Source organism: Xylophilus sp. GOD-11R, from assembly GCF_033546935.1.
In the GTDB taxonomy this organism is placed as follows: Bacteria; Pseudomonadota; Gammaproteobacteria; order Burkholderiales; family Burkholderiaceae_C; genus Xylophilus.
Map to the genome: position 1 here is coordinate 989,728 of NZ_CP137854.1, position 25,836 is coordinate 1,015,563.

Annotated in this window: 28 protein-coding genes; 19 read left to right on the plus strand and 9 right to left on the minus strand. The window is 67.6% G+C overall.

The features are described 5' to 3' along the window. Position 1 precedes the first annotated feature (1 nt). The 17 genes from R9X41_RS04600 (at position 2) to R9X41_RS04680 (ending at position 12,881) form a co-directional block, all read left to right on the plus strand. Entirely contained in the window at positions 2-1,066 is a 1,065-nt protein-coding gene (locus R9X41_RS04600) for a FliM/FliN family flagellar motor switch protein (RefSeq protein ID WP_318633710.1), read from the plus strand. Further along, positions 1,063-1,713, plus strand: a complete 651-nt coding sequence (gene sctR / locus R9X41_RS04605) for a type III secretion system export apparatus subunit SctR (RefSeq protein ID WP_318633711.1) — start codon at positions 1,063-1,065, stop codon at positions 1,711-1,713. The genes R9X41_RS04600 and sctR overlap by 4 nt, the downstream gene beginning before the upstream one ends. 10 nt (positions 1,714-1,723) lie before the next feature. Beyond that, positions 1,724-1,987: a type III secretion system export apparatus subunit SctS gene (gene sctS / locus R9X41_RS04610; protein ID WP_318633712.1), complete on the plus strand. Its 264-nt coding sequence runs from the start codon at positions 1,724-1,726 to the stop codon at positions 1,985-1,987. Next, on the plus strand, positions 1,984-2,892 hold the full coding sequence (locus R9X41_RS04615) for a hypothetical protein (RefSeq protein ID WP_318633713.1): 909 nt from the start codon (positions 1,984-1,986) through the stop codon (positions 2,890-2,892). The genes sctS and R9X41_RS04615 overlap by 4 nt, the downstream gene beginning before the upstream one ends. After that, the gene (locus R9X41_RS04620; RefSeq protein WP_318633714.1) at positions 2,889-3,887 is read left to right on the plus strand and encodes a hypothetical protein; all 999 of its coding nucleotides are present in this window, start codon (positions 2,889-2,891) and stop codon (positions 3,885-3,887) included. The genes R9X41_RS04615 and R9X41_RS04620 overlap by 4 nt, the downstream gene beginning before the upstream one ends. Positions 3,888-3,889: 2 nt before the next feature. Continuing rightward, positions 3,890-4,135: a hypothetical protein gene (locus R9X41_RS04625; protein ID WP_318633715.1), complete on the plus strand. Its 246-nt coding sequence runs from the start codon at positions 3,890-3,892 to the stop codon at positions 4,133-4,135. A gap of 65 nt (positions 4,136-4,200) precedes the next feature. Further along, the gene (locus R9X41_RS04630) at positions 4,201-4,416 is read left to right on the plus strand and encodes a hypothetical protein (RefSeq protein ID WP_318633716.1); all 216 of its coding nucleotides are present in this window, start codon (positions 4,201-4,203) and stop codon (positions 4,414-4,416) included. A 72-nt stretch (positions 4,417-4,488) separates the two neighbouring features. Continuing rightward, positions 4,489-4,944, plus strand: a complete 456-nt coding sequence (locus R9X41_RS04635; RefSeq protein ID WP_318633717.1) for a CesT family type III secretion system chaperone — start codon at positions 4,489-4,491, stop codon at positions 4,942-4,944. Continuing rightward, positions 4,929-5,420, plus strand: coding sequence for a hypothetical protein (locus tag R9X41_RS04640; protein WP_318633718.1), 492 nt, complete (start codon positions 4,929-4,931; stop codon positions 5,418-5,420). Before R9X41_RS04635 ends, R9X41_RS04640 begins: the two co-directional genes overlap by 16 nt. 2 nt (positions 5,421-5,422) lie before the next feature. Next, complete coding sequence (locus tag R9X41_RS04645) at positions 5,423-5,791, plus strand: hypothetical protein (protein WP_318633719.1); 369 nt, start codon at positions 5,423-5,425, stop codon at positions 5,789-5,791. After that, a complete protein-coding gene (sctJ, locus tag R9X41_RS04650; RefSeq protein ID WP_318633720.1) occupies positions 5,788-6,600 on the plus strand; it encodes a type III secretion system inner membrane ring lipoprotein SctJ in 813 nt (270 codons plus the stop codon). The genes R9X41_RS04645 and sctJ overlap by 4 nt, the downstream gene beginning before the upstream one ends. Continuing rightward, positions 6,597-7,253 carry a type III secretion protein HrpB4 gene (locus R9X41_RS04655; RefSeq protein WP_318633721.1) on the plus strand — a complete coding sequence of 219 codons (657 nt, stop codon included), beginning with the start codon at positions 6,597-6,599 and terminating at the stop codon, positions 7,251-7,253. The genes sctJ and R9X41_RS04655 overlap by 4 nt, the downstream gene beginning before the upstream one ends. Beyond that, a complete protein-coding gene (locus R9X41_RS04660; RefSeq protein WP_318633722.1) occupies positions 7,238-8,233 on the plus strand; it encodes a FliH/SctL family protein in 996 nt (331 codons plus the stop codon). Before R9X41_RS04655 ends, R9X41_RS04660 begins: the two co-directional genes overlap by 16 nt. Then, complete coding sequence (gene sctN, locus R9X41_RS04665) at positions 8,227-9,522, plus strand: type III secretion system ATPase SctN (RefSeq protein ID WP_412556694.1); 1,296 nt, start codon at positions 8,227-8,229, stop codon at positions 9,520-9,522. The genes R9X41_RS04660 and sctN overlap by 7 nt, the downstream gene beginning before the upstream one ends. Then, complete coding sequence (gene sctT, locus R9X41_RS04670; protein WP_318633724.1) at positions 9,519-10,325, plus strand: type III secretion system export apparatus subunit SctT; 807 nt, start codon at positions 9,519-9,521, stop codon at positions 10,323-10,325. The genes sctN and sctT overlap by 4 nt, the downstream gene beginning before the upstream one ends. Beyond that, on the plus strand, positions 10,322-10,909 hold the full coding sequence (locus tag R9X41_RS04675) for a type III secretion HpaP family protein (protein ID WP_318633725.1): 588 nt from the start codon (positions 10,322-10,324) through the stop codon (positions 10,907-10,909). The genes sctT and R9X41_RS04675 overlap by 4 nt, the downstream gene beginning before the upstream one ends. Before the next feature lie 214 nt (positions 10,910-11,123). Next, positions 11,124-12,881, plus strand: coding sequence for a hypothetical protein (locus tag R9X41_RS04680; protein ID WP_318633726.1), 1,758 nt, complete (start codon positions 11,124-11,126; stop codon positions 12,879-12,881). 30 nt (positions 12,882-12,911) lie between these two features. Here R9X41_RS04680 and R9X41_RS04685 read toward each other — a convergent pair whose 3' ends face one another. The 6 genes from R9X41_RS04685 to R9X41_RS04710 all read right to left on the minus strand — a co-directional run bounded on the left by R9X41_RS04685 (position 12,912) and on the right by R9X41_RS04710 (position 20,366). Beyond that, positions 12,912-14,867 carry an FHIPEP family type III secretion protein gene (locus tag R9X41_RS04685; protein ID WP_318633727.1) on the minus strand — a complete coding sequence of 652 codons (1,956 nt, stop codon included), beginning with the start codon at positions 14,865-14,867 and terminating at the stop codon, positions 12,912-12,914. Continuing rightward, positions 14,864-15,928: an EscU/YscU/HrcU family type III secretion system export apparatus switch protein gene (locus R9X41_RS04690; RefSeq protein WP_318633728.1), complete on the minus strand. Its 1,065-nt coding sequence runs from the start codon at positions 15,926-15,928 to the stop codon at positions 14,864-14,866. Before R9X41_RS04690 ends, R9X41_RS04685 begins: the two co-directional genes overlap by 4 nt. Positions 15,929-15,946: 18 nt before the next feature. After that, entirely contained in the window at positions 15,947-16,975 is a 1,029-nt protein-coding gene (locus R9X41_RS04695) for a hypothetical protein (RefSeq protein WP_318633729.1), read from the minus strand. Positions 16,976-17,141: 166 nt separating this feature from the next. After that, the gene (sctC, locus tag R9X41_RS04700; protein ID WP_318633730.1) at positions 17,142-18,824 is read right to left on the minus strand and encodes a type III secretion system outer membrane ring subunit SctC; all 1,683 of its coding nucleotides are present in this window, start codon (positions 18,822-18,824) and stop codon (positions 17,142-17,144) included. 191 nt (positions 18,825-19,015) lie between these two features. Beyond that, complete coding sequence (locus tag R9X41_RS04705; protein WP_318633731.1) at positions 19,016-19,516, minus strand: dihydrofolate reductase; 501 nt, start codon at positions 19,514-19,516, stop codon at positions 19,016-19,018. A 1-nt stretch (position 19,517) separates the two neighbouring features. Next, a complete protein-coding gene (locus R9X41_RS04710; protein WP_318633732.1) occupies positions 19,518-20,366 on the minus strand; it encodes a thymidylate synthase in 849 nt (282 codons plus the stop codon). 35 nt (positions 20,367-20,401) lie between these two features. Here R9X41_RS04710 and R9X41_RS04715 point away from each other — a divergent pair, with 35 nt between their 5' ends. Continuing rightward, positions 20,402-22,717, plus strand: a complete 2,316-nt coding sequence (locus tag R9X41_RS04715) for a DEAD/DEAH box helicase (protein WP_318633733.1) — start codon at positions 20,402-20,404, stop codon at positions 22,715-22,717. A gap of 13 nt (positions 22,718-22,730) precedes the next feature. On the opposite strand, the gene R9X41_RS04720 is transcribed toward R9X41_RS04715, so the two are convergent. Continuing rightward, positions 22,731-23,174, minus strand: coding sequence for a rhodanese-like domain-containing protein (locus R9X41_RS04720; protein WP_318633734.1), 444 nt, complete (start codon positions 23,172-23,174; stop codon positions 22,731-22,733). 79 nt (positions 23,175-23,253) lie between these two features. On the opposite strand from R9X41_RS04720, the gene R9X41_RS04725 reads away from it, so the two are divergent. Then, complete coding sequence (locus tag R9X41_RS04725; protein ID WP_318633735.1) at positions 23,254-24,111, plus strand: DODA-type extradiol aromatic ring-opening family dioxygenase; 858 nt, start codon at positions 23,254-23,256, stop codon at positions 24,109-24,111. A gap of 13 nt (positions 24,112-24,124) precedes the next feature. Here the strand turns inward: R9X41_RS04725 and R9X41_RS04730 are convergent, their stop codons facing one another. Beyond that, positions 24,125-25,084 (minus strand): M48 family metallopeptidase, encoded by a 960-nt coding sequence (locus R9X41_RS04730; protein ID WP_318633736.1) that lies wholly within the window; start codon positions 25,082-25,084, stop codon positions 24,125-24,127. A 12-nt stretch (positions 25,085-25,096) separates the two neighbouring features. After that, on the minus strand, positions 25,097-25,834 hold the full coding sequence (locus R9X41_RS04735; RefSeq protein ID WP_318633737.1) for a lysophospholipid acyltransferase family protein: 738 nt from the start codon (positions 25,832-25,834) through the stop codon (positions 25,097-25,099). Positions 25,835-25,836: the final 2 nt, after the last annotated feature.

A 25,836-nucleotide genomic window follows, 5' to 3' on the forward strand; every position in this document is an offset into this window, starting at 1 on the left:
CGTGAACGCCGCATTCGTCAACCTGTCACGCGCCTTGCCTTCGGCCGACGGTGCAGCCGTGCGTCTTCGGCGCTGGGCGGGTCGGACGGTCTCGCGTGGCGCGCAGCCGAATTTCTTCGCATTTCGGACCGATTTGACCCCTTCGGCGCCCATCGCGCCGGATGCGCTACTGGCGATCGTGTGTACTTCCGTCGGCGAATTCGACCTTGCCCTGGAGCCTCGCCAATGGCCTGACCTCGCCTTGGCCGCCGGGTTGCCCGACGCCGGCCGGCGTAGCGCGGTTGCCATGTTGTTGCTGTCGGAATGCATCGGCGCTTCGGCAGCCGAGTTGCTTTCGGTCGACCTGCGCACCACCGCGCCGCCAGGCAGCCGAAGCATCGGTGTCGAGCTGAGCCGAGGTGACAGCAGGGCGCAGCTTCTTCGAATGGACGAAGCCCTCTTCCGCTCCCTCGAGCGTTCGCTCGACAAAACGCCGCCGCGCCTGGCGCAGGGCGCACTCCGCATGCGTCTGCCGAGCCGTGTCGTGCTCGCATCGCGCGGCCTTTCGAACCAGGTCTTGCAAAGGCTGCGGCAGCGGGACGTTCTGCTGCTTCCCGACGTTCCGGCGCGACCCGGTGCCGGTGCGGCCGGCATGCCCATGGTCAACGCATGCCTGGCCTGGGGCCCCGGCTCGCGAGGTGCGCTGCGCGTGCCGGTTCTTCTTCAGGACACCAAGATGACCCTTACCTCTCCACTCGATCTGGCCATGCCGGACATGGCGCCCGTTCCTTCGACGAACTCGCATCACGGCCACGCCGGCGATGCCGGAATTTCGGATGCGCTCGCCCGTATGGAGCTTCCCGTGCAGTTCGAAATGGCCGGCCCGTCGCTGCAGCTCGCCGATATCGCCAGCCTGGTCGCCGACGACGTGCTCGAGCTGCCGATGGCGGTCGAGCAATCGCGGGTTCGCATGGTCGTCGCCGGGCAGTGCGTCGGCCTGGGCGAACTCGTCGCGGTGGGCAATCGGCTCGGCGTGCGGATCCTGCGCATGGACCTCGCCAGCGAAATGCCGGGGGCAGGTTCATGAACTTCCAGACGGGCGATGTCGTCACGCTGGCAACCCTCGCCATCCTGGCGGGCTTGCTGCCGTTCTTGGTGATGTCGTTGACTTCGTTCGTCAAGATCGTGGTGGTGCTGAACCTCGTGCGCAACGCGCTCGGCGTGCAGCAAGTGCCGCCGACCATGGTGATCAACGGCCTGGCGCTGGTGCTGACCGCCTACATCCTCATGCCGGTCGCCCGCGAGACGATGGATGCGGTCAAGAACAAGCCCGAGGCCAGCATTTCGCAGCGTGCGGTCGACCTGATCGAGGCTGCCAGAGAGCCATTTCGCAGCTTTCTTTCCAAGCATGCGCACGAACGCGAGAAGCGCTATTTCCTGAAGTCGGCGGCCGACCTGTGGCCGAAGAAGGATGCCGAAGACCTGCGCCCCGACGACCTGATGGTGGTGGCGCCGGCTTTCGTCGTCAGCGAGCTGGCGGAGGGTTTCCGTATCGGCTTCCTGCTGTACCTGGCGTTCATCGTGGTCGACTTGGTCGTCGCCAACGTGCTGGTGGCCATCGGGCTGACGCAGGCCTCGCCCACCAACATCGCCATTCCCCTGAAGCTGTTGCTGTTCGTCGTGCTCGACGGCTGGTCGGCCCTGTTGCACGGCCTCGTGCAAACCTATCGTTGAGGCCATTCGCATGAATCCCGACGACATCGTCCGCTTCACATCGCAGGCCATGCTGGTCTGCCTGCTGGCTTCGTTGCCGGCCATCGTGGCCTCGGCCGTCATCGGATTGCTGGTGGCCTTCATCCAGGCCGTCACGTCCTTGCAGGACGCCAGCATTTCGCACGGCATCAAGCTCCTGATCGTGTCGGCCGTCATCGCGGTCACCGCTTCGTGGTCGGCTGCGCGGATCGTCCATTTCTCGCAGACCCTGTTGCAGGCGGCGTTCCGTCCATGAGCAATTTCCTGCCTCCCATCAGCCTGGTGCCGGTGAGTCCGACCTACCGGCAGAACGCGCCCGGCACCGGTAGCGGCCAGGCACTGCCGACGGCACCGGGCGTCGCCGCTCCGGCGACGCCCGACCAGCAGATCTCGCCCGAGGTCCATGCGCTGCTGGCGCTGCCGACAAGGCCGCGGGCCGCGCAGCGCGGCAACCGCGCGGCCGACGGCGGGCGCAAGGAGCGAGGTGAAGACTCGTCGCCCGAGGAAGAAGGCCTGTTGAATGGGGCGCTCGGTGGAGCACGTTTCCATTACGGCGGTGGCTCCGGCCAGTCCTCGGAGCAGAACGGCGAACAGCAAGGCGATCGATCGGCGGGCATGCGACCGCTACCCAGGCTGGAGGACGGATTTCTCGACGCGACGACCAAGTCCGCATCGCCACCCTTTGCCAACATGACGGCGTACGCCGCCGGCCTGGCGGAGCGTTGCGGGGTCCATCACGCCACCCACGGCCAGGAGTCCATGAACGCATTTCTGCGCACCGTGATGGTCGGCCTGCTGCCGAGCTTCATGCGCGACCTGGTCGAACAGATCGCCGAGACCGTCAAGACCGATCGTGCCGGCAAGGGCTTCGATGCGCTCGGCCCCATACGGCTTGCCTGCCAGGAGTTTCTGGACCTGATGCGACCGCTGTATGCGCGTTACGCGAACGGGCCTTATCTGGTGTCCGACGCCCGCGATGTGCTGTGCGCCGCCCAGGACCTTCTGGCGCAGGAAGCGGATCGATTCGAGCATTCAACGCCACGCGTGGCGACCTTGCTCACCGACAGTGTCCGCCCCTTGTTGCCTGTACTGGTCATGGCCGGAATGCCCCGCCCGCTTCAGATCGAGGCGTTTGAGCAGCCCGTGGGGAGCGCCGCGTGAAGACCTTGCGTGTTCTGGCCGGCCTGCATGCGGGGGCGCGACTGGCATTGGCGCCAGGGCTTTACCGCGTCGGCAGCTCCGCCATAAGCGATGCCCTGTCGACGCCGGACGCCACGCCCATCGAACTGCTGGACTGGACCGAGCCAATGCTGTCGATCGCAGTAGATGCGGCCGGGCGCGTGATCGTATTGCCGTCAGGGGACGAGGCAACCGGGCAAGCCTCACAGGCAGCGGCTGGCGATGCTTGGGCAGACCTGGTTCCGCGCCGGTTCGGCGACGTGGTGCTGTGCGTCGGTGCTTCGGACCAGCCGTGGCCCGACGACGCCCAACTGGTGGCGCTGCTGAACAAGCCGGTTGTCGGTGAATCGAGCGCGCCGGCGACGCGCCGCGCCTCGTGGGGCATGCGCGCCGGATTCATCGGCGCCGGATTGCTGGCGGCTGTCAGCGCGCTTTACGGCCGATCCGACGCCCCGACGCACCAGACGCCGCCGGCGCGCCCCGAACAGGCGGCGCAGTTGCTCAAGCAGAGCCTGGAAAGCCGAGGCTTCAAGGAACTGCAGGTACGCGAGGAGCGCGACGCCGTGATCCTCGCCGGGCTCGTGCCCGACGCCAACGCCGGTCGCTCCGTGCGCAGCGCGACGCTGGAGGTGGAGCGGACATCCGGCGTACCGGTCGTGATGCAATGGGAAGTCGCCGACGACATCGCTTCCACGATCGAAGCGGCCTTGCGCCTCCCCGGCGTTCACGCCCGATACGTGGGCGCCGGGCGCTTCGAGATCGAAGGCATCGTGGCCGATCCCGCCGCGGTTCGCGAGAGCGCTGGACCGCTGACCAAGGATCTGGGGGCGAATGTGAAGGGCATCAATTTTTCCCTGGAGCGCCGCCACCGGGCGGCCGCACCTTTCAGTTCGGCCATCGTGGCCGACGCCCTGCGCTATTCGGAGCGACCCGACGGCGCCAAGGTGTTCCAGGACAACACCGCCATAGCGAGGTAGCCATGTTCGAAGTTTTCACCCAGGAACACGAGGACGCCATTGCCCGCCTGACGCAAGGAGTGGCGAGCGACGACGCGACAGGGTTGGCCGCGGCGATTTCGGCATTGCATGCCTGCCGTCGCGACGTCGTACGTGCGTTGGAGCAGCAGCGCGGTTCCGCCGCTCGTCTTGAATGGCAGACGTTGTATGACGGATTAAGCCAACTCTCTGATTTTCTGACGACCGATTGCGAAAAGTCGATCGAATGAATTACTGATTCATTCTTTTTGAATGAAGCCGTCTCCCGCGGTTCGGGATTTTTGGAGTATTTGAAATGGCATTGCAAATCGGCAACACATTGAGCAATCTTAAAAGTGCATTAGGGAATATCGCGGCTGGAAAAATTCAGACCAAAATTGCATCTAAGGAGATAGATGAGGCGGCTGAAGACGCCAACACCATTAAAAATGAGGAATCCGCTGCGGCTTTGAAGCGCACCGGTCCGGCTTATCGACAAAAAGTAGCCGAGAATATATTGCAAACCGTGTAACTGGTGCGCTAAAGCTCTCTCAACCGCCGAACTCGCTAACCACGCATTCGGCGCTCTCTTAATCAATAACCTATGGCAGAAGAAGACAAGTTGACAGATCTCCTTCGTGAATTCTGCGATACGGTCGGTCTGTATCCGCCGGAAATACTCAGGAGGAAACAGGTGCAAGTCAAAGGGATGGAAGTGAATTTCACTCGCCCTGCCGCAGGAGCCGAGCATTTTTTCTTTTCCTATCAGTTCGGCGCTATCGCCGCTGGACGCACCCTGAAGGTTTTCCGCTTGATGCTGGAGGCCAATATTCTCGTTTATGCCAAGGACGACGCCGTCATCGGCATGGACCCTGATACAGGTGGGGTTGTGCTTTCGGTGCGTGGAACGTTCGGGCCTGGCGCCACGGGTCGATGGCTGGCCGATACCCTTGCACATTTTGCCGAGCATGCGATCTATTGGCGAAAGAATATCTTGGACTGCATCGACGAAATGTTTAATGGAATCTCGTCAGGAAAATACCAATGGATGCGCGCCTGAATACGCCGATACCCGCCGACGCTGCTGCCCGTTCTCGAATGGCGCGCACGATGGTCCGTGCCGTCATTCCGATGATGCAAAGTTCAACGCCGCATGGCGCTCAGCTGCTGCTGCGGTGCATTGCCATTCTGGCGCCCCAAAGCGACCGACGAGAACTTCAGGCCCTCGTCCATTTCGGGCTCGGTGAATATGTAGAAGCCATGCAGATCTGGAGCGGTTTGGATGATCCGAGCTGTCAGGCATTGGCGGTGCTGTGTCAGCAGTCGCTCGGCGAGCCGAGCTGGTGGGGCGCCGCACGGGAGCTCTATGAAAACGGTGACCAGGCTGTTCGCGAAATCATCGGCCCCGCACTCGGAATGGGGCGCGAGGTCCAGGACGCCGCCCAGGCCATGAGGACAACCCCGGATCAGCCTGAGGTGCGCTTGCCCGCGCCCGATCACCGGGCCACATCTTTCAACTTTTCGCTGAGGGCTTGACCATGAATCCAATCGCAGCTGACGCCGGTACTGTGCCTTCCGCAACAGCCGGCATTCTTCCCGATGCCCGTTCTGCAGCCCAGCTGGCATCGGGTGAATTCGACCAATGGATGGACGGTCTGACCGCCACGGCGCCACCTCGGCCGCCGTCCTTGCTCGGCAGCATGGTCCGCATGCCGTCCGACATGAGCAACCAAGTCATGGCTTCGGTGACGGCACCGCCTCCGCCGAACATGTCGTTGGTGCAGACGATCAGGGACGCCGCGCAGAAAAGCGTCGACCTGAACAACATGAAGACGCTCAACAGTCTGGTGATTTCAGCCGCCAAGCTGACCCGCAAGACCGTTGAGACCGTGCTGAACAACAAATGAGCACGACCCTCCTGCGCCTGCGGCGTGTCGCCCTCTGCCTGCTGGTGGTCACGCTCTGCGCCTGCCGGTCGGATCTGTTCACCGCCATGAGCGAGCCCGATTGCAACGAGGCCTTGGCCGTGCTGCTGTCGGCCGGCATCGCCGCCGACAAGGCCAGCCCCGACAACGGCAAGACCTGGAACCTCCGGGTGCCCGAAGACCGCATCGTGCGCGCCCTGGAACTGCTGCGTGAACGCGGCCTGCCGCGCAGCCACTTCTCCAGCCTGGGCGAGCTGTTCAAGAAAGACGGACTCATCTCCACGCCGGTCGAGGAGCGGGTGCGCTTCGTCCACGGCATCTCCCAGGAACTGTCCGAAACGCTGTCGCGCATGGACGGTGTGATCGTGGCACGGGTCCACATCGTGCTGCCCAACAACGATCCGCTGGCCACCGAAGTCAAGCCCTCGAGCGCTTCGGTGTTCATCAAGTACCGGCCGGACCTGGCGGTCTCCAGCCTGATGTCGCCGGTGAAGAACCTGGTGGCCCACAGCGTCGAGGGTTTGAGCTACGAACAGGTCAGTGTGACCTTCGTGCCGGGCGATCCGGCGGCCCCGAGCCTGCCCGACCCGTCCGAATCCGGTACGACGCTGGCGGTCGCCCTGGCGCTGCTCGGCTCCCTGCTGGCGTGCCTGGGCCTGCTGACCGGCTGGGCGTGGAAACGCCCCGAGCGGGCGGCGCGCGGGATCTGGCCGATGCCGGTCATCCTGCGGACCTTGCGCCGGTTGGGCCTGGTACGGCAGACGCCCGCTCGCGCCGAGGTGGTGGCATGACCATCGTCCTGCGTGCCGGCACGTCGCACGACACGACGATGCAGCGCTTTCGCTCGTACGCCGAGGCCTTGCGCCAACTGCCGTCGTGGGTGCATCCGAGCTGGCGCGACAGCTTCGGCATCGGCCTGGCGGCCACCACGACGCCCGCCGGCGCGGCCCGTCTGGCGGTGGCGCTCGGCGTGGAAACGCCGGACGCCGAGGCTTTCGACCACGCTGCCCATCGCATCGCGGCGCTGCCGTCCCGGCTGGTGTGCCGCGTGCTGCGTACGCGAGGCCTGCTCAGGCACCGCCCCGCCTTGCGGCGCTGCCTCGACCAGTCCGTGCGCGGGCGTTTGGCCGAATGGGTGCATCCGACCGTGTTCGAAACGATCCTGCGCGAGTCTTCCGATGGCATGGAGCGCGACGCCGACGGCCTGCCTTTGCCGGGAGCCGAGGCGGTGCCCGACAGCCTGGCCTGGGAGGGCTTCTGTCTGTTCGAACGCGACGGCGTCTGGTCCGAGCGCGGCCTGCTGCAATGGCTGCGGCTCGGTTTTGCGAAGAACCTGGGCCGCCCGTCGGATCTCGATGATTTTCCAGGTGCGCGCGACGGTAGCGCGTGGGTCGTGCAACGCCTGGATCGGCTGGTACCGGAGGCGCCATGGCTGTGTGGCTGAAATGCGGGCGCGTCGATGTCGCCTTCGAGGACGACATCATTCCCCACGAAGCGATGGAATCGCTGGCGAGCATCGAGGGTCTCGAGGCCGCGGCCGCCGACCTGCTCGCCGCCATGAAGGCCACCGCCCAGGCGGAGGCCGCCGACATTGTGGCCAGGGCGCAGACCGAGGCGACGGCCTTGATCGACAAGGCCCGCGAGGACGCCGCCGCGAGTCGGCGACTGGGCTATGCGCAGGGTCGTCGCGACGCCGTTCGCCAATGGCATGCCGACGCACGACGTCAGCGCGAGCGGGCGGCCGGGCGCTTCGGTTCGACTCGCGAGACCCTGGCCGACATGGTGAGCCAGGCCACCGCCAGCCTGGTGCAGAACGAGTCGTCCACCTATATGTCGGCAGCGCTACAGGCGCTCGATGCGCTGGCCGAGCGCGACCTCGCGCTCACCGTCGCGATCCACCCCGACGACCAGGCAGTGGCCCAGGAGGCGATCGACAGGATGAAGCCACTCTGGCGTGAGGGCACGGTGGTGAAGCTCGTCTTGTCCGACCAGGCCGAGCGCGGTCATTGCATCTGCGAGTCGGCACAGGGTTATGTCGACGCCAGCCTGTCGGTACAACTGGCCACCTTGCGCCAGGCAGCGCTCGGCGCTCTCGACGGACTGCGTTTGCCGGACGACCTGGACGACGTCGCCGAGCCGGGCTCCGTCGCGGCCGCCACGGTTGCGCCGCCACTCATGCCCATGCCCACGCCGCGTTCGATGGTGGAGCCGCCGCCTGGTTTCGACCTCAGGCGCGCCGGCATCGCGCCTTATCCGGGAGGCTCCGCGTTTCCGGGGCTGCCCGCCTTCGATGACGAGTACGACGATCTGGACGACTTCGACGACGAGCCCGACGGGCACGATGAACCCGGCGATCCGGATCGGGCCGAGCGCGTGGCCGGGCTGGGCCGCCTGGCGCGCGGCCAGGCAGGAGGCAACTGGTGAACGCGGCGGTGCAGGCGCCGGCGTTGCGCTGGAAGCCGGCCGTCACGACCGCCGGCAAGATCGTCGAGGTCATCGGCACGCTGGTGCGCGCGAGCGGACTCGACGCGGTCTGCGGTGAACTGCGCGACCGCTCCGGCAAGCTGCTGCAGTACGCCGAGGTGGTCGGTTTCTCAGCCGACCATGCCTTGCTCATGCCCATGGGTGGCGCCACCGGGCTTTCGCGTTCCACGTTGGTGATCGGCACCGGCCGGCCCTTGCAGGTGAAGGTCGGCCAGGGTCTGCTGGGACGCGTGGTGGATGTGCTGGGCGAGCCTATCGACGGCCGCGGGCCGGTGGTGACGACCGAGGAGCGCTCGATGATGTGCGCGCCGCCGGCGCCGATGGACCGGCCGATGATCTCCCGGCCGCTGCACACCGGCGTGCGGTGCGTCGACGGCCTGCTGACGCTCGGCGAAGGCCAGCGCATGGGCATCTTCGCGCCAGCGGGTACCGGCAAGAGCACCTTGCTGTCGATGTTCGCGCGCGGTGCGCGCTGCGACGTGAACGTGATCGCGCTCATCGGCGAACGCGGTCGGGAAGTGCGTGAATTCGTGGAACGGGTGCTAGGCCCCGAAGGCATGCGGCGCAGCGTGGTGGTATGCGCCACCTCGGACCGATCCTCGGTGGAACGGGCCAAGGCCGCGCACGTGGGCACTGCGGTCGCGGAGTATTTCCGCGACCAGGGCTTGAAGGTGCTGCTGATGATGGATTCGGTGACCCGCTTCGCCCGGGCGCAGCGCGAGATCGGCCTGGCCGCCGGCGAGCCACCGACGCGGCGCGGTTTTCCGCCCTCCATCTTTGCCGAGCTGCCCCGGCTGCTCGAGCGACCGGGCCTGTCGCCGCGCGGATCCATCACCGCGCTCTACACCATCCTGGCCGAGGACGACAGCGGCTCCGACCCGATCGCCGAGGAAGTGCGCGGCATCCTGGACGGCCACATGGTGCTGTCGCGAGAAATCGCCGCGCGCAACCACTATCCCGCAATCGACGTGCCGGCCAGCCTCAGCCGTGTGATGTCCGAGGTGGTCGATCCGCACCAGATGGAATCGGCCGGCCGTGTCCGGCGTCTGCTCGCGCGCTACCGCGAAGTCGAGACGCTGGTGCGTATCGGTGAATACAAGGCCGGAAGCGACCGCGAGGTGGACGAAGCGATCGAACGGCACGACGAGATCCAGCGCTTTCTGGCGCAGCCGGTCACCGAGATCGTGGATTTCTACGAAACCCTCGATGCGCTGGAGGCGCTGGGGTGATCGGCGACTCGCTCTACGACCTGCTCGTCCACATCCAGGTGTGGGGCGCGATGGTGCTGCTTTTCGCGATCCGTCCGGCGGTGTGCTTCATGGTGCTGCCGGCCACCGACGAACCCGCCATGACCGCGACCATCCGCCATCTGCTGGGGGTCGTCTTCGCGATCCATGTGGCCGCCGGCGCGTCGCCTGCCGACTTCATAACGGCGGCGACGCCGCAGGGCCTCATCACCATGGCGCTGCGGGAAGCGCTGATCGGCTTCACCATCGGCTTCGCCGCAGGCCAGGGTTTCTGGATCGCCCAATCGGTGGGCGCGCTGGTCGACAACCTGGCGGGCTTCAACAACGTGCAGCTCATCAACCCGTCGAGCTCGGAGCAGAGCACGCCGGTGTCGGACACCCTGCTGCAGATGTTCATCGCGGTGTTCTGGGCTTCCGGCGGCATGCTGGTGCTGCTGGGCGTGATGGGACAGACCTACCTCTGGTGGCCGGTGCTCGACGCCACGCCGCAATGGCCGCGGTTTCCCGAGGCCTTCGCCGAGATCCAGCTGAGCCATCTGGCACGCACGACGGTGTCGCTCGCCATGCCCATCCTGTTCCTGCTGGCATTCGTCGACGTGGGCCTGGGCATGGTGTCGCGCGCGGCCAAGAACGTCGACACCTCGCCGCTGGGCACGCCCCTGAAGAGCGCCATCGCCATGCTGTCGATGGTGCTCTTCAGCAGCGTGTTTCTCGCCGACATCCGCCAATACCTCTCGCTGGCCGACCTGCCCGCGATGGTGGCCAAGTGGCACAGCATGCGATGAGCGGTTCGGACTTCCTCCCGTCGCCTATCCGCGTGGCGCCGCCTCCTGCGCCGCCGCCAACGCCTCCGCGCTACCAGGCGCCCATGGCGCCGGCGCCGCTGCCCAGACCACCGATTCCGTGGCGCAACGCAGCCACCGCCGCAGAAAGCGCATCGGCTTCGCAGCGCGACGGCCTGAGGGCATCGCTTGTCCTGGCAGCACCCGAGTCAGGGCAACAGGGCGGGCAGGGCAGTGGAGAAGGAGACGGCCAGGACGGCAACGATGCCGCCAGTGCCTTGCCGGGCGATGCGGCAGACATCGAACAGCCGGATGTCGACCCGCGCGTTCGTTATGTCGGCGAAACGATCGGCATGGTCTGCCGCTTCGAGCAGGCGCAGTGCGTCTGGAGCGCCCGGATTCCGCTCGACCCGGACCTGTTGCCGGCCACCGTGCTGCACCTGGCTTACTCGCCCGGCCTGCTGGCCTTGCGATTCGAGACCACCGACTGGGACGCCCGGGCTTTGCTCCACGCCCATGCGCTCGCGCTGGAGCGCTTGGTGGCGGCCGAGCTGCCGGCAGGCTTTTCCATCAGCGTGAGTCTCTGAGCCTCCAGGCGTCCGTTCGTCTGGGTGGGCGGCCCTTCGTGGCCGGCCGGTGCGAGGGCGGATCGCTTGGCGAAATCATGGTGGCTCCATCGAAAAAGAAGAAGACTCCATGTCATTTCGTCTCCAACCTATCAGCTCGTCGCGGCCGACCTTTCCCCAGCGGTTAAACGACAGCCAAACGACCATGGCGACTAGCGAGCAAGACCTGCAGCCGATGAGCGTCCAGAACGGAGCCGACGGCTTCGTGGTCAAGATGCTCGGTGAGCGCGGCGCAGAGCTCCACGGAGCCGACGTGTACTACGACACGCAAGATGCCGACTTCGCCCAGCCCGCCTTGCAGGCGGTGCTGGAAGAGCTGGGTATGGAATGGCTCGACGATCGGCTGGAGCGGTCGCGGGTCGAGCAGACGGCGCACGCAAGGTTCGTCCGGTTCGTGGATGGTGGCGGTGCCTCGCTGGCGCGGTGTCGAACGGCCAGCGCGCTCATCGCTTCGGCCATCGGCGCCGGGCTCACCGGGGCGCTCAACTTCGGCGCATTCGCCTTGATGGTGGCGGAGGTCAATGCCGCGATGAACCATGCGCACACCGGTTTCGGCACCGTGCCGGCGGGCGAATTTACCGCGAGCGCCGCGGGTCGCCAAGTGCTCTTCAACCTGCTGGGTGCTGTTCCGGGTGCGGCTACCTACGGCGTGATGACCGGAATCTCGGCGACGCTCGTGCGGCCGCTGGTGGATGCCATCGCGGTGCTGCTGAGTGGCGGCCAGGACATGTCGATCGTGGCGGTAGATCCCGCCCTGATCCATCCATTGCCTTCGCCGATGAAACCGGACGGAACGCTCAAGGAAGGCGTGGACTATGCCGCCGAGATGGAGATCAATACGTTGCGACGGGCCGAGGTCGCGGCCCGGCAGGCCGAGATGCTGCGGATCGCCAGCTTCTTCAACCTGAAATACGGCACGCCGCTGTTCGCGACCTGTCACACAGCCCGGCAGATCTACCTCTCGATTTTGCAACGGAGCCATGGATTGAACCTGGCGCCGCTGAGTGGCGCGGCGCTGTCCGCTGCGGCTTCCGGCGTAGCGAGCGCCGGGCACGTGGCGGCCGGCAATCTCGACCGCATGGGCGAGCGGGTCGAGATCCGCCACCAGAGCCCGGGTGGCGAGCCCCGCATGGTGAATTTGCCGCTGTTCGCCAACCGCGAAGACCTACGCGCCATCCGCGAAGAGCGCAGGCCGCCGCTCGGCGAGGCTTTGGGCAACACCTTCCATACGGCGGCGACGCAGTACCTGAATGGCGTGAGCGTGGCTCGCAAGCTCACGTTCGGGGTGACCGGAACGGCCTTGGCCGTTTACCTGGCGACCACGACTATCGACACGCTGATGCCGCTGGGTCAGCTGCTCGCGAACACCACACACTCCAACGAAGCGGCATTCCTGGTATTGGCGGGTGCCGCCACCGTTATCGCCTATGCGCTGTCGTATACGGCGGTGGCCACATCGCTCAACTTCGTCGGCAAGAAGGTGCGTGGCAACCTCGAGCGGCAGCAGAAAGAGCGACTCGCACGGGCCTTCGGTCAGGCCATGGAAAACTTCGTGCGCGACCATCCGCAGGAGGTCGGCCGCCTCACCCGAGGCCGCACCGGTGAATGGACGGTCGGGCAGATCGGTTTGATCTACGACGCGATGAACCGGGCCGTCATCGCCGATTTCGATGCGGCGATCGCCGAAGACCGCAACGGCAACCTCGAACCCGGCGCGGACCGACGCATGCGCGATGCCTACGTGCGAAGGGCCGAAGATGTACGTGCCATGGTGGTCGCCGCGGGGCTGGTGGAGCAGATTCCACCGGAAGATCGGACGCCGGACCAGTCCGGCCTGTTGGCGACCATCCGGGGGAGCATGGGCACGCTCGTGGAGCAGGTCTACGAAGCGATGGGCGACGAGGACGAGGAGAATCGGGTGACCCACTTCTGAGCACCCGCCGCGCCCGCGGCCCGGCCCGCATCAGCCCGTGCGGGCTTCGCCGGCCGACACCAGCTCCAGGTGATCGGCCAGCTCGTGGAACGAGTACACCGCCAGCCAGGGCAGCCGTTGCTGGATCATGCGGCGCACATAGCGGCGCACGTCCATGGCGGTAACTACGGCCAGGTCGTCGCAGGGGGTCGTGCCGGCGATGCGCTCGATGGCTTCGATGGCGGCCGTCACCTGCTCGGGCGGCAGGGTCAGGAAGTTGCCGGTGGGCGTCGGCTTGATGCCCTGCCGGATCAGCTGTTCCAGGTCGACCTGCAGGAACACCGCGCGCAGCTGGCGGCCGCCGCGCCCGGCGCGCCAGGCGATCATGCGGCCGAGGTCCGCGCGCACGTACTCGGTGAGCACCAGCACGTCCTTTTCCTTCGGTCCCCAATACACCAGGCTTTCCAGGATGGAGCGCAGGTTGCGGATCGGGATCTGTTCCTCCAGCAGTCGTCGCAGCACGTCGGCGACCCGCTGCAGCGGCAGCACTTTCTGCACCTCGGTGATCAGGCCCGGATAGTCGGCGTTGAGCTTGTCGAACATCCACTGCGTTTCCTGGATACCGACGAACAGATGCGCGTTGCGCGCCAGCACGGCCACCGCGTCGGCGGCCAGCGCGCCCTCCAGGCCCTTGGCGTCGGGCGGCGGCAAGGGGCGGCTTTGCATCGGCACGTCCTGCACCAGTACGTCGTAGCCGCTGGCGGTCATGGACGGGCTGGACCAGACCGCCATGCCGGGAAAGGGCACGCCGTACTCCTCTTCCAGGGCGGCGCGTTCGCGCTTGAAGGCTTCGTCGAGTGCGGCCGGCTCGATACGCGGCACCATCGCACTCGACAGCCGCAGCCCCAGCGGGCTGGCGAAAGCGGGCGCGTTCTCGGTGATGCTCGGTGCGTCGCCCTTGGCGCCGTAGCCGCGTAACGATGGCATGCGGCCGCCTTCGCTCGCTTCGCCGCCGCCTTCTTCGCCGGTCGACGGGCCGCCTGCGGCGCTCTGGCGCTGCAGGCGGCGTGCCGCGAAGGCCAGTCCACCGGAGGCGATCAGGAACAGCGGATACGGAAAGCCGGGAACGGCGGCGAAGCCCAGCAGCAGCAGGCTCGACATGTACATCGCCGGCGCATTGCCGCCGAGCTGGCGCACGACTTCCTGGCCGAGCGAATCGCGTTTGGTGGTGCGGGTGTCGAGCACCCGGGTGGTCAGCACGCCGGCGGCCACAGAGATGAGCAGCGACGGGATCTGCGACACCATCGCGTCGCCGATGGACAGCACCGAATACTTCTGCGCCGCCAGGCCCATGCTCATGTCGTGGTAGCTCACGCCGATGGTGATGCCCGCGCAGATGTTGATGATGGTGATCACCAGGGCGGCGATGGCGTCGCCCTTCACGAACTTCATCGCGCCGTCCATGCTGCCGTGCAGCTTGCTCTCCATGGCCAGCATCGCCCGCTTCTTGCGGGCCTCCTCGGCGGTCATGGAGCCGGCGCGCAGCTCGGCGTCGATGCTCATCTGCTGGCCCGGCAGGCCGTCGAGCGCGAACCGTGCGCTGACTTCCGAGGCGCGCTCCGAGCCCTTGGCGATCACGATGAACTGCACCGCAGCGATGATCACGAAGACGGTCAGGCCCACCAGCAGGTTGCCGCCCACCACCAGGTTGCCGAAGCTCTCGATGATGTGGCCCGCGTCGCCGTGCAGCAGGATCGCCTTGGTCGCCGCGATGTTGAGCGACAGGCGCAGCAGCGTGGTGAACAGCAGCAGCGAGGGAAAGGACGACAGCGAGACGGCGGTGGGTGCGTAGAGCGCCGACATCAGCAGCAGCACGCTGAGCGTGATGTTGACTGCCAGCAGCGCGTCGATGATGGGCGGCGGCAGCGGCAGGATCATCAATCCGATGATCGCGATGACCAGGCCCGCCGTGGCCAGTTCTCCGCCGAAAGGGCGTTTGGCTTTCATGCGCCCGGCTCCGTGGCCGGCGCGTCGCGGGTGGCGCCCAGCTGGTCGACCCAATGCAGCATGAGCCCGACCATCTGGAAGCATTCGCGCGGTATGCCCGAGCCCAGCGGCACCTTGTAGAGCGTGCGCGCCAGCGGCGGATTGACGATGACCGGCACGTGGTGGAGTTCGGCCAGGGCGCGAATCTGCAGGGCCACGTCGTCGCGACCCTTGGCCACCACCTGCGGCACGCCGCCGCGCTGGTAGTGGATGGCCACCGCGAAGTGGATCGGGTTGGCCACGACCATGTTGGCGGACTTCACGGCGGCCGCGGGCGCGTCGCCGAGCAGCAGTTCCTGCGCCAGCTCCTTGCGGGTCTGCTTGACCTCCGGGTTGCCGTTCTGTTCCTTGTTTTCGCGCTTGACCTCGTCTTCGCTCATGCGGTGGTCGCGGATGAACATGGCGCGCTGGATACCGTAGTCGATGGCGCCGAAGACGATGAACAGGGCCAGCGAGATGAACACCAGACGCATCAGCACCTGCCACATCAGCACGCCGAGGAATTCGGGCGACCGGGCGGTCGCGCCGACCAGCAGCGGCAGCAGCTGCTCCAGGCTGAAGTACAGCAGCGCGAGCAGGGCGCCGCCCTTCAGCAGGGTGGTGCCGGCTTCGATGATCGCCTTCATGCCGAAGATCCGCTTGAGCCCGGCCACCGGATTGACCGACTCCAGCTTGAGCATCACCGGCTTGGCCGACATCGTCATGGAGCCCTGCAGCATCAGCGCGATGGCGGCGCCGGCCATCGTGACGATGGCGAAGGGCACGGTGAGCAACCAGAGTTCGCCGGCCATGGCCGACAACAGTGGCACGACGGACTCGTGCTCGCGCGGAAGGTGCTCCCACACCATGTCGAAGAGCCGGGTGAATCGATCCATCAGGAACCCGGCGGATAACCACAGCGCGCCCGCTGCCACGGCCAGCACGCCGGCAGAAGTGGCGTCGACACTGCGTATCGACTCGCCTTCTTCGTGTGCGTCCTGAAGCTTCTTGGGCGTCGGCGGCTTGGTTTTTTCTTCGGACATGGTGCCGGCAGCCGCCTGTTATGCGTAGAGGCTCATGCCCTGCATGCCGGCGAGCGACCTCAGCATGAAACGGGCCAGGGGCAGCTCGGCCCGGCCGACGTCGCCGAGCATCGACTGGAGGCGACTCAGCATGCCGAGCATGCCGGACATCTCGCTTTCGCACTCGTTGCGCATGGCGTCGTCGTACTGGTCGAAGTCGCAGTCGTATTGGTCGGCCAGGCGCTGCGGCACGTAGCCCCGACCCACCAGGTTGCGGGCGGATTCGTTGGCCTCCTGCTCGCGGTCGAGTCGGTCCAGGGCGTACTGATCGTGCACGATCTGGCCGTTGCTCTGGTCGATGATGTTGCCGTTGCGGTCCACCGCTACCCGGCTCGGTTCGTAGGTGCCGAACTTGCCGAGCGTCCGGTTCTCCATGAATTCGCTGGAGTAGCTCGAATCCAGGGGCGTGACGCCGAGCGTGCCCGGCCCGCTGATGTTGGTGACGATGGCGCCGGTGCCGTCGGGGGCACGCGCGACGACGGTGTTGAGGTAGCTTGGTTGCCCCGGAACCGGTGGGCCGCCATTGCCGTCGCCCATCAGCGTCTTGATCTGGCTGCCGTCCTTGAGCGTGAACATGATGTCGTTCTTCACGGTGCCAAGTTCCTGGCCCTGGCTGGTGAGATGTGGATCGCCCCACATCTTCAAGTCCACCGTCTGCGCTGTTCCGTCTGCATTCTGGATATGCATGAGGGAGTTGTTCTTGTCGATCGACACCTTGTTGTTGCCGACGTTGAGCGTGGTGGCCGTATCGCTCTGCTGGGTGATCTGGGTCTGGGCGACGCGGCCGTTTTCCCAGCGGCAGCCGCTCGGGTCGGTGCGGTAGGCGTGCGGACTGCGGTCGCGGCAGCGCTGCTCGATCTGATCGCGGTTGTCGTTGAAGAACTGGCGATGCTGGTGGCAGCCGCAATCCCGGGCCGACCGGCTGATGTGCTCGTATGGAACGTGGTCCATCAGCAGCGGCTTGGCGAACATGCCGTTGGTGGGATAGAAATTGTTGACCTGGATCATGAGGGCCTCGTTGGTGCAATGCCCCGATGTCCGGGGCGGGTAGGTGGGTCGGAAAAAGCCGGCCCATTGCTAATTTCGTCTTCGTTTCGCTTTCGGGCGGCATCCGGAGCGAAGTGTTGTCGCGGTTTCGGAAGCACTTCGCTTTTCACGCGTGCGCCCGGAACCGTCAGTCGAGCACGCGGGGCGTGACCAGGAAGAGACGTTCGGTGCGCGTGCGGTTGGTGGAGGTCTGGCGAAACGCCGCGCCCACCACCGGCAGCTTCGACAGCAGCGGCACGCCGGTGGTCGATTCCTCGGTCTGCTCCACGGTGTGGCCGGCCAGCAGCAGGCTTTCGTTCTGGCTGACGAAGGCTTGGGTGCCAATCTGGCTGCGGGTCACCACCGGCAGGCTGTCGACCCTTTCGGTGGCGGAGATTTGCCCGTCGTTGACCTGCACATCCAGCCGGATACGCCAGCCGTCGGTCTCCATCGTGGCCATGGGCGTGACGCGCATGTCGAGGCCGGCCGACACGTTGTAGAGCGAGGTCGTCTGGTAGCCGGGCACCTTCACGTAGAAGGTCTTCTCACTGGTCATGACCGCCTGCACGTTGTTGAGCGTGGCCACCTTGGGTCGCGAACTGATGCGGGCCTGGCCCTGGCGCTCCAGTGCGGCGATGCGGGCGAGCAAGGCGTGGGCCGAATTGCCGATGACCGCGGTGAGGATGCCGCCGCCGGCGTCGTAGGCGGAGGTCGAGCCGCCGTCGCCGCTGCGGGCGGCGACGCGGCGGGTGCTCAGGTTCCAGTCCACGCCGAATTCGCTCAAGGCGTCTTCGGCGATGTCGATGATCTGCACCGCGATCTCCACCATGCGCGGCTGGCGGTCGAGGCTGGCGATGAGCGCTTCGTAGGCCGGCATGCGCTCGGGCAGGTCGCGGATCACGATGCTGTTGCTGGCCACGTCCGGGACGATGACCGGCAGGGACTCGTTTTCCGCCGATTCCTCGTCCGACAGCGGATCGCGGGTGGGCAGGGCCGTCGGCGAGAAGCTGGTGGAACTGGTGGCGGGCGCGCTGCTGCCCGGCTTGGCGTCGAGGTTGAACGCGCGGCGCAGGGTGATGGATCCGCTATCGATCGGTTTCTCCGGCTGCGCGGCGCCCAGTGCGGGCGCGACGTTCTGGGCCAGGCTCCGTTCCGATTTGAGTCCGCTGGTGGCGGCAGCCGGCGTGCCGGCGCGCTGGCCTTCGCCGGCATAGAGTTCCTGCAGAAGCGAGGCCAGTCCGGCGTGGGTTTCTTCGCCGGTCGTGCGGTCGCCGGCATGGATGAAACGCAGCGGAAACACCCGCGAGACCGCACGACCACCGACGCGGGTGCGCTTTTCGAGCTGCACCGCGATCTCGCGGATCACGTCCACGTATTCCTGCGGACCGGCGACGAGCGCGGTGTTGGCGGTTTCGTCGTAGACGATGGGAAATCGCGGCTCGGCCACGTTCATCCGCTCCAGCGTTTCACGCAACTGCTGGATGCGCGCGAAGTTGAGCCGGATCAGCGTGCTGTGCATGCCTTGCGAGGCGGATACGTGCAGCACGGCGCCGTTGTAGTAGTAGACGAAGCCGTAGGAAAGCGCCAGCAGGTCGAGGAACTGGCGCGGGGTGAGATCGAACTTGCCGACGACCGAGCCTTCGACGTCCGGCGCCACGGCCACCACCATGCCCTGACTCGCGCCGAAATCGCGCAGAACATCGCGCACCGGCTTGCCGTCGACCACGTACTTGAAATTGCTGCTCCGGAACTTCACCGGCATCGCCTGTGCAGGTCCGCCGGCGGCCACCATCGCCAGCGCCAGGGCCGCCGTGAGGGCCAGGCTTGTCATCCTCTTGGGCCTTCGCGGCCGGTTGCGCTGCTGCATCGCAATCCTCGTTGACGCCATCGCGGAATGCGAGAGCCGAGCACGAGTAGGCCTGCGGTAAGCGAACGATCACTAACGTAAAACGAAGCGTGATCGAAGAAATGCGAAGTGAAAAAGTCCGAAAAGCGAAGCCCGCGACTGGCGCGGGGAACGGATCAGCCCTGGACGCGCTCGTGCCGCACGAAGCTGAACGCCAGGCCGTCGGCGGAGCGGCCGTCTTCTCGCGAAACCTCGCACCAATCCTGCGGCGGCAGCAGCGGCGCGAAGGCGTCGCCGTCGAAATCGCGGTGGATCTCGGTGACCTCGACCCCGTCGGCGAAGGGCAGGGCCTCGGCGTAGATCTGGGCGCCGCCGATCACCCAGACGTCGGCGGCGCCGTCGCAGAGTGCCAGCGCCGCGCGCAGGCCGCCGGCGGCTTCGGCGCCGGTCGCGGCCCAGCCGGCCTGCCGGGTGACGACGATGTTACGCCGCCCCGGCAGCGGCCGAAATCGTTCGGGCAGCGAGTCCCAGGTCTTGCGGCCCATGACGACCGGGCAGCCGCGGGTGAGTGCGCGGAAATGCGCCATGTCTTCCGGCAGATGCCAGGGCAAGGCGTTGTCGCGGCCGATCACGCCGTTGGCCGCGCGCGCGAAGATGAGATGGACACGCGGCGCCACGTCAGACGGCGACCGGCGCCTTGATGGCCGGATGGCTGCGGTAGTCCTCGACCGCGAAATCCTCGAACTGGTAGTCGAGGATGGACGCCGGCCGGCGCGCGATCTTGAGCACCGGATAGGGGTAGGGCGCCCGCGAGAGCTGCTCGGCGACCTGCTCCTGGTGATTGGCGTAGATGTGGCAGTCGCCGCCGGTCCAGACGAAGTCGCCCACGTCCAGGTCGCATTGCTGGGCCACCATGTGGGTGAGCAGGGCGTAGCTGGCGATGTTGAAGGGCACGCCCAGGAAGATGTCGGCGCTGCGCTGGTAGAGCTGGCAGCTCAACTTGCCGCGGCCGCCCGGCTCCTGCGGCGGTGCCACGTAGAACTGAAAGAAGGCATGGCAGGGCATGAGCGCCATCTTGTCGAGCTCGGCCACGTTCCAGGCGCTGACGATGATGCGGCGCGAATCGGGATTCTTTTTGAGCGTGTCGATCACCTGGGCGATCTGGTCGATGTGGCCGCCGTCGGGCGTCGGCCAGCTGCGCCACTGCACGCCGTAGATGGGACCGAGCTCGCCGTCCTCGCGCGCCCATTCGTCCCAGATGGTCACGTTGCGTTCGCGCAGCCAGTTGTTGCTGGACGAGCCGGTGAGGAACCAGAGCAGCTCCTGGATGATGGAGCGCAGGTGCACCTTCTTGGTGGTGATCAGCGGAAAGCCCTCGGCCAGATCGAAGCGCATCTGGTAGCCGAACACGCTGGTGGTGCCGGTGCCGGTGCGGTCGGCCTTGCGAACGCCGTGGGCGAGCACGTGGCGGACGAAATCCTCGTATTGGGAGCGGACGGGCCGGGAGCTGGGTTCGGTATGGGACATGGCCGGGCGATTTTAGAACCCGGGACAATCCCCGGATGCCCCGCCAGGAACCCGTCGACCGAATCCATCCACGCCATCTCCATCTGCGCACCCTGTCGCGGGGCGACGGTCTGTTGGGCATGGCGCCCTCGACCGGGCTGGCGGCGCGCGGGCAGCCGGTCACCGTGGCCTGGGTCGAGGGCGATGACGCCGATCTGGGCGCACTGGGCTTCGCGCAGATTCCGGCCGACCGCCTGCAGTGGCGCGGCGCGGAGGTGGAGACCGACACCCTGGGCGAGCGACGCGCCACGCTGTGGACCCTGCCGCGCGAGGAGGACTTCGGCGATTTTTTCGCCGAGCGGCTGCCGCATCTGCGCGACCGGGGCTGGGAGACCACGGTGCATCCGGGTTTCGCGCATGCGCCGACCCGCGTCGATGCCTGGCGGCTCTTGCTGGCGGGCGAGGACGCCGACGATGCACCGGCGGTGGCTGCGGGCGGCCTGGCGCTCAATCGCCGGGAAGGTTCCTGGCTGCTGTCGCTGGGCGTGGAGGTGGACGGCGAATCACTGGATCTGGCGCCGCTGCTGGCCGGCCTGCTCAAACGCGATGCCCGCTGGCGCGATAGCCGGGCGCTGGCGGAGATCGATGACGAGGAACCGGTCCGACTGCGCATGCCCGGCGGCCGGCATATCGAGGCGCCGGCCGCGCCGCTCAAGGCGATCGTCGGCGGCATGCTGGAGCTGCTGACCGATCCGCGCCGCTCGGCCGGGCCGCTGCGGCTGTCGACTTGGGACGCCGGGCGTGTCGAGGCCCTGCGGCTGGCGCTGGCGGCCAGCCAGCCGCGGCGTGCCGGACCGGCGGGCGCCTGGGCGCTGCAGGGCGACGACGGGCTGCGGATGCTGGGCGAGCGGCTGCGCTCGGCCGGCCGCCCCGAGCCGGTGCAGGCACCGCCCGGCCTGGGCCTGACCCTGCGCGGCTACCAGCTCGAAGGCGTGGCCTGGCTGCAGCATCTGCGCGCGCAGGGGCTGGCGGGCATCCTGGCCGACGACATGGGCCTGGGCAAGACGGCGCAGGTGCTGGCCCATTTGCTGATCGAAAAACAGCAGGGCCGCGCCGACCGGCCTTCGCTGGCGGTGGTGCCGACCTCGCTGGTCTTCAACTGGCTGGCCGAGGCCGCACGGGTGGCACCGGCGCTGCGCGTACTGGCCCTGCAGGGGCCTCAGCGGCATGCCGACTTCGTGGTGATGGCGCGGCACGACCTGGTCGTGACGACCTATCCGCTGGCCTGGCGCGACCTCGACCGGCTGCGGCCGCAGCCCTGGCACCTGCTGCTGCTCGACGAGGCGCAGGTCGCCAAGGACGCCACCGGTCGCGCTGCGCGGGCGATGCGCCGGCTCGACGCGCGGCATCGCTTGTGCATCACCGGCACGCCGCTGGAAAACCACCTGGGCGAGCTGTGGTCGCAGTTCGACTTTCTGATGCCGGGCTTTCTGGGCGATGCCGCTACGTTTCAGCGGCGCTGGAAAAAGCCGATCGAGGTCGGCGGCGAGACGGCGCGGGCGGAACTGCTGGCGCGGCGCATCCGGCCCTTCGTGCTGCGGCGGCGCAAACAGGAAGTGGCGCCGGAACTGCCGCCGCGCATCGAGACCATTGAGCGGGTGCCGCTGGTCGGCCAGCAGCGGGTCCTGTATGAGAGCGTGCGCACGGCGGCCGACAAGCAGGTGCGGCGCGTGCTGCAGCGCACCGGTTTCGGCGGCGCGCAGATCGCGGTGCTGGACGCGCTGCTCAAGCTGCGCCAGGTCTGCTGCGATCCGCGACTGCTGCGTGCCGAAGCCACGCCGCCCGGCATGGAGGCCGCCAAGCTCGATCGCCTGTGCGAGATGCTGCCGCCGCTGCTGGAGGCGGGCCGGCAGGTGATCGTGTTCTCGCAGTTCACGGCGCTGCTGCGGCTGGCGCAGGAGGCGCTTTCGGCGCTGGGCTTGCCCTGGCTGTCGCTCACCGGCGATACGCCGCCGCAGGAGCGCGGCGAGATCGTGTCGCGTTTCCAGGCCGGCGAGGTACCGATCCTGCTGGCCAGCCTGAAGGCCGGCGGCACGGGGCTCAACCTGACGGCGGCCGACACGGTGATCCACCTCGATCCCTGGTGGAACCCGGCGGTGGAAGAACAGGCCACGGCCCGCGCCCACCGCATCGGGCAGACCCGTACCGTTTTCGTCTACCGGCTGATCGCCGAAGGCAGCATCGAGGAGCGGATGCGTGAGCTGCAGGCGCGCAAGGCCGCGCTTGCGGCGGGCATGCTGGGCGCCGACTTCGACGGCGCGCCCAAGTTCGGCGTGGAAGAAATCGAGGGGCTGTTGGCGCCGCTCGACTAGGCGCGGCGGGCTGTCAGTTCTGCTTCCAGGGCAGGCCGCGCAGCTTCCATCCGCCGATGCGGCCGCGGTGCTTGTCGGCATCCGCATCGCCCTCGAAACCTTCGAGGATGTTGTAAGCCTCGGCGCCCAGCTCGGTGGCGCGCTTGGCCGCGGCGATGGAGCGCACGCCGCTGCGGCACAGCATGACGAGCTTCTTGCCGCCTTCTGCGGCGGCCCGCACGCCGTCGTCGAAGCCGGGGTTCATCGCCATGCCCGGCCACTGCTTCCAGGCGAGTGGCACGGCCTCGGGCACGAAGCCGACCCATTCGCGCTCGGCGTCGGTGCGCACGTCCACCATCACGGCCTGGCCGGCGCTCACCCAGGCCCAGGCCTGCTGGGGCGTGAGGTCGCCGGCGTAGCCCAGCGGGGCGGCGTTGGTGGAGGACGGTGCGGGGGATGGGGTGTGGTCGGCGCTCATGGCCGAACATTCTGCCAGCGGCCCGGGGCCATCGCGGCCAAGGCTGGCAAGCCCGCGCGGGCATCGCTAGCATCGTGCGATGAACTCCGACGCCACCACCCGCCTGCCCGTCTACTTCATCTCCCACGGCGGTGGTCCGTGGCCCTGGATTCCCGAAATGCGCTCGCGCCTGGCCACGCTCGAGGCCTCGCTCGCCGACATCCCGCGCCAGATCGGCCGCACGCCGCGTGCGGTGTTGATGATCTCGGGCCATTGGGAGGCCGACCGCTTTCAGGTGATGGGCGCGGCACGGCCGGGCATGGTCTACGACTACTACGGTTTTCCGGCGCACACCTACCAGATCCACTACGACGCGCCTGGCGCGCCGGACGTGGCCGAAGAGGTGCGCGCCCTGCTGGCCGGTGCGGGCCTGCCGGTGCAGATCGATGGTGGCCAAGGCTTCGACCACGGCACTTTCGCGCCCCTGGAAATCATGTATCCGCAGGCCGATGTGCCGGTGCTGCAACTGTCCCTGCAGACCGGCTACGACGTCGACATGCACCTGGCAGCCGGTCGCGCGCTGGCGCCGCTGCGCGACCGCGACGTGCTGATCGTGGCCAGCGGCCTGAGCTACCACAACCTGCGCAATTTCGGCCCGGCGGCAGCTGCGCCCTCGGCCGCGTTCGACGCCTGGCTGCGCCAGGCGATGGCGCCGTCGTCGGCGAGGTCGCGCGAAGCCGCCCTGCGGCAGTGGGAGCAGGCGCCGGCCGCCCGGCTGGCGCATCCGCACGAAGACCATCTGGTGCCGCTCATGATGGCGGTGGGCGCCGCGGGCGACGACCCGTCGGCGCTGGTCTACCACGATGCGCATGTGTTCGGCGGCGTCACCGCCTCGAGCTGGCGCTTCGGCGACGGTCCCGCGCCGACGCCGGCCGCCTTCGATCCGATGCCGGGCTGAGCCCGCGCCGCCACTACCAGCGCGGCGTGCTGTCGGCCCGCAGCTCGGCGCGCAGGGACTGGTAGTCCGGCAGCACCGATCCCACCACGGCCCAGAAGCGCGGGCTGTGGTCCATGTGGCGCAGGTGGGCGAGTTCGTGCACTACGACGTAGTCGATCACCTGGGGCCGGAAATGCATCAGCCGCCAGTGCAGCCGGATCGCGCCGCTGCTGCTGGCGCTGCCCCAGCGGGTGCGTGCATTGGTGAGCGACAGGCGGTTCCAGCGCACATCCAGGGTGGCCGCGTAGCGGTCGAGCCGCTCGGCGAAATCGCGGCGCGCCTGGCGCTGGATCCAGCCGCGCACCGCCTCCCCGATGCGAGCGGGTTCGGCATCTGCCGACAATGCCAGCCACAGGGCCGCATCGGCGACGCCGGCTTCCTCGCGCAGGCCCTCGGTGCCCCGCCGTGCGCCGAGGCGGACCACCGTGTCGCGGCCGAGCAGCGGAAACCGTGCGCCGTCGCGCCAGTCGATGCGGGCGGCGTCCTGGCGATCGCGCCGGCTTTCGGCGTCGACCAGCTTGTCGATGATCCAGCGGGCTTTTTCGGTCAGCGCGGCGTCGATCTGCGGCAGCGGCAACCAGCCCGGCGCCCGCACCGACAGCCCTTGCGCACCGACGGTGAAGCCGACCGTGCGGCGACGTCCGCGCTCCAGCCGGTAGGCCACGCGGCGGCCGAGCAGGCAGGCCTCGCGATTGGCCTGAGGATGGGCCGGCAGCGCGCCGGCGTCGATCACATCGTCGGGGATTTCCGGCGCTTCCGGCGCCACCGCGCGCACCTTGCCCGCGCCGCCGGTCGGCACCACGCCGGGCGGCGTGGCGCCGGGCTTGCGGCGGGAAGACGGCGGCATCGCACCCCGGTCCGGCAAGACCGAGGATGCGGCCTCGGCCGGCGACAGGCCGAGGAAGTCGAGGGCGAGCTGGATCAGGCCGGCCATGGGCTCAGGCTTTCAGCGGTACGCCTGTGGGTCGAGGCGCTGCATCTCGGTTTCGATCCATTCCTCGACCTCGCGCATCAGCTCCTCGGGCTTGCGGCCTTCGCTCGGAATCGGCTCGCCGATGGACACCACCACGGTGCCCGGCCGCTTGATGAAGGCCTTGCGCGGCCAGACCTGTGCCGAGGTCACCGCCACCGGCACCACCGGCGCGCCGGTCTCGATCGCCAGGCGCGTGCCACCGCTCTTGTAGCTGCCGCGCTGGCCGCGCGGAATGCGCGTGCCCTCGGGAAACATGATCACCCACACACCGCGGGCCAGCAGCCGCCGGCCCTGCTGCACCACCTTGGCGAAGGCGCGGGCACGCTGGCCGCGGTCGATGTGGATCATGTCGAGCCGACCCATCGCCCAGCCGAAGAAAGGCACGCTCAGCAGCTCCTTCTTGAAGACATAGGCCAGCGGATGGGGCATGAGTGCCGGCATGAGAAAAGTCTCCAGCGTGGACTGGTGCTTTACCAGCAGCACGGCGGCGCTTCGGCTGCCCTGCGGCAGCCGGTCGAAGCCGAGCACTTCCAGCCGGATGCCGAGGATGGCGCGGCCGATCGGGCCGGCGGCCAGCCGCAGCCATTGCGCGGCCATCCAGTAGAGCGTGTCGGGTTTGGCGAAAGGGGACGCGACCAGGATGGCCAGCGCATAGGGGATCACGGTGACCAGCATCCACAGGGCATGCAGGACCGAACGCAAAAAGGCCATTT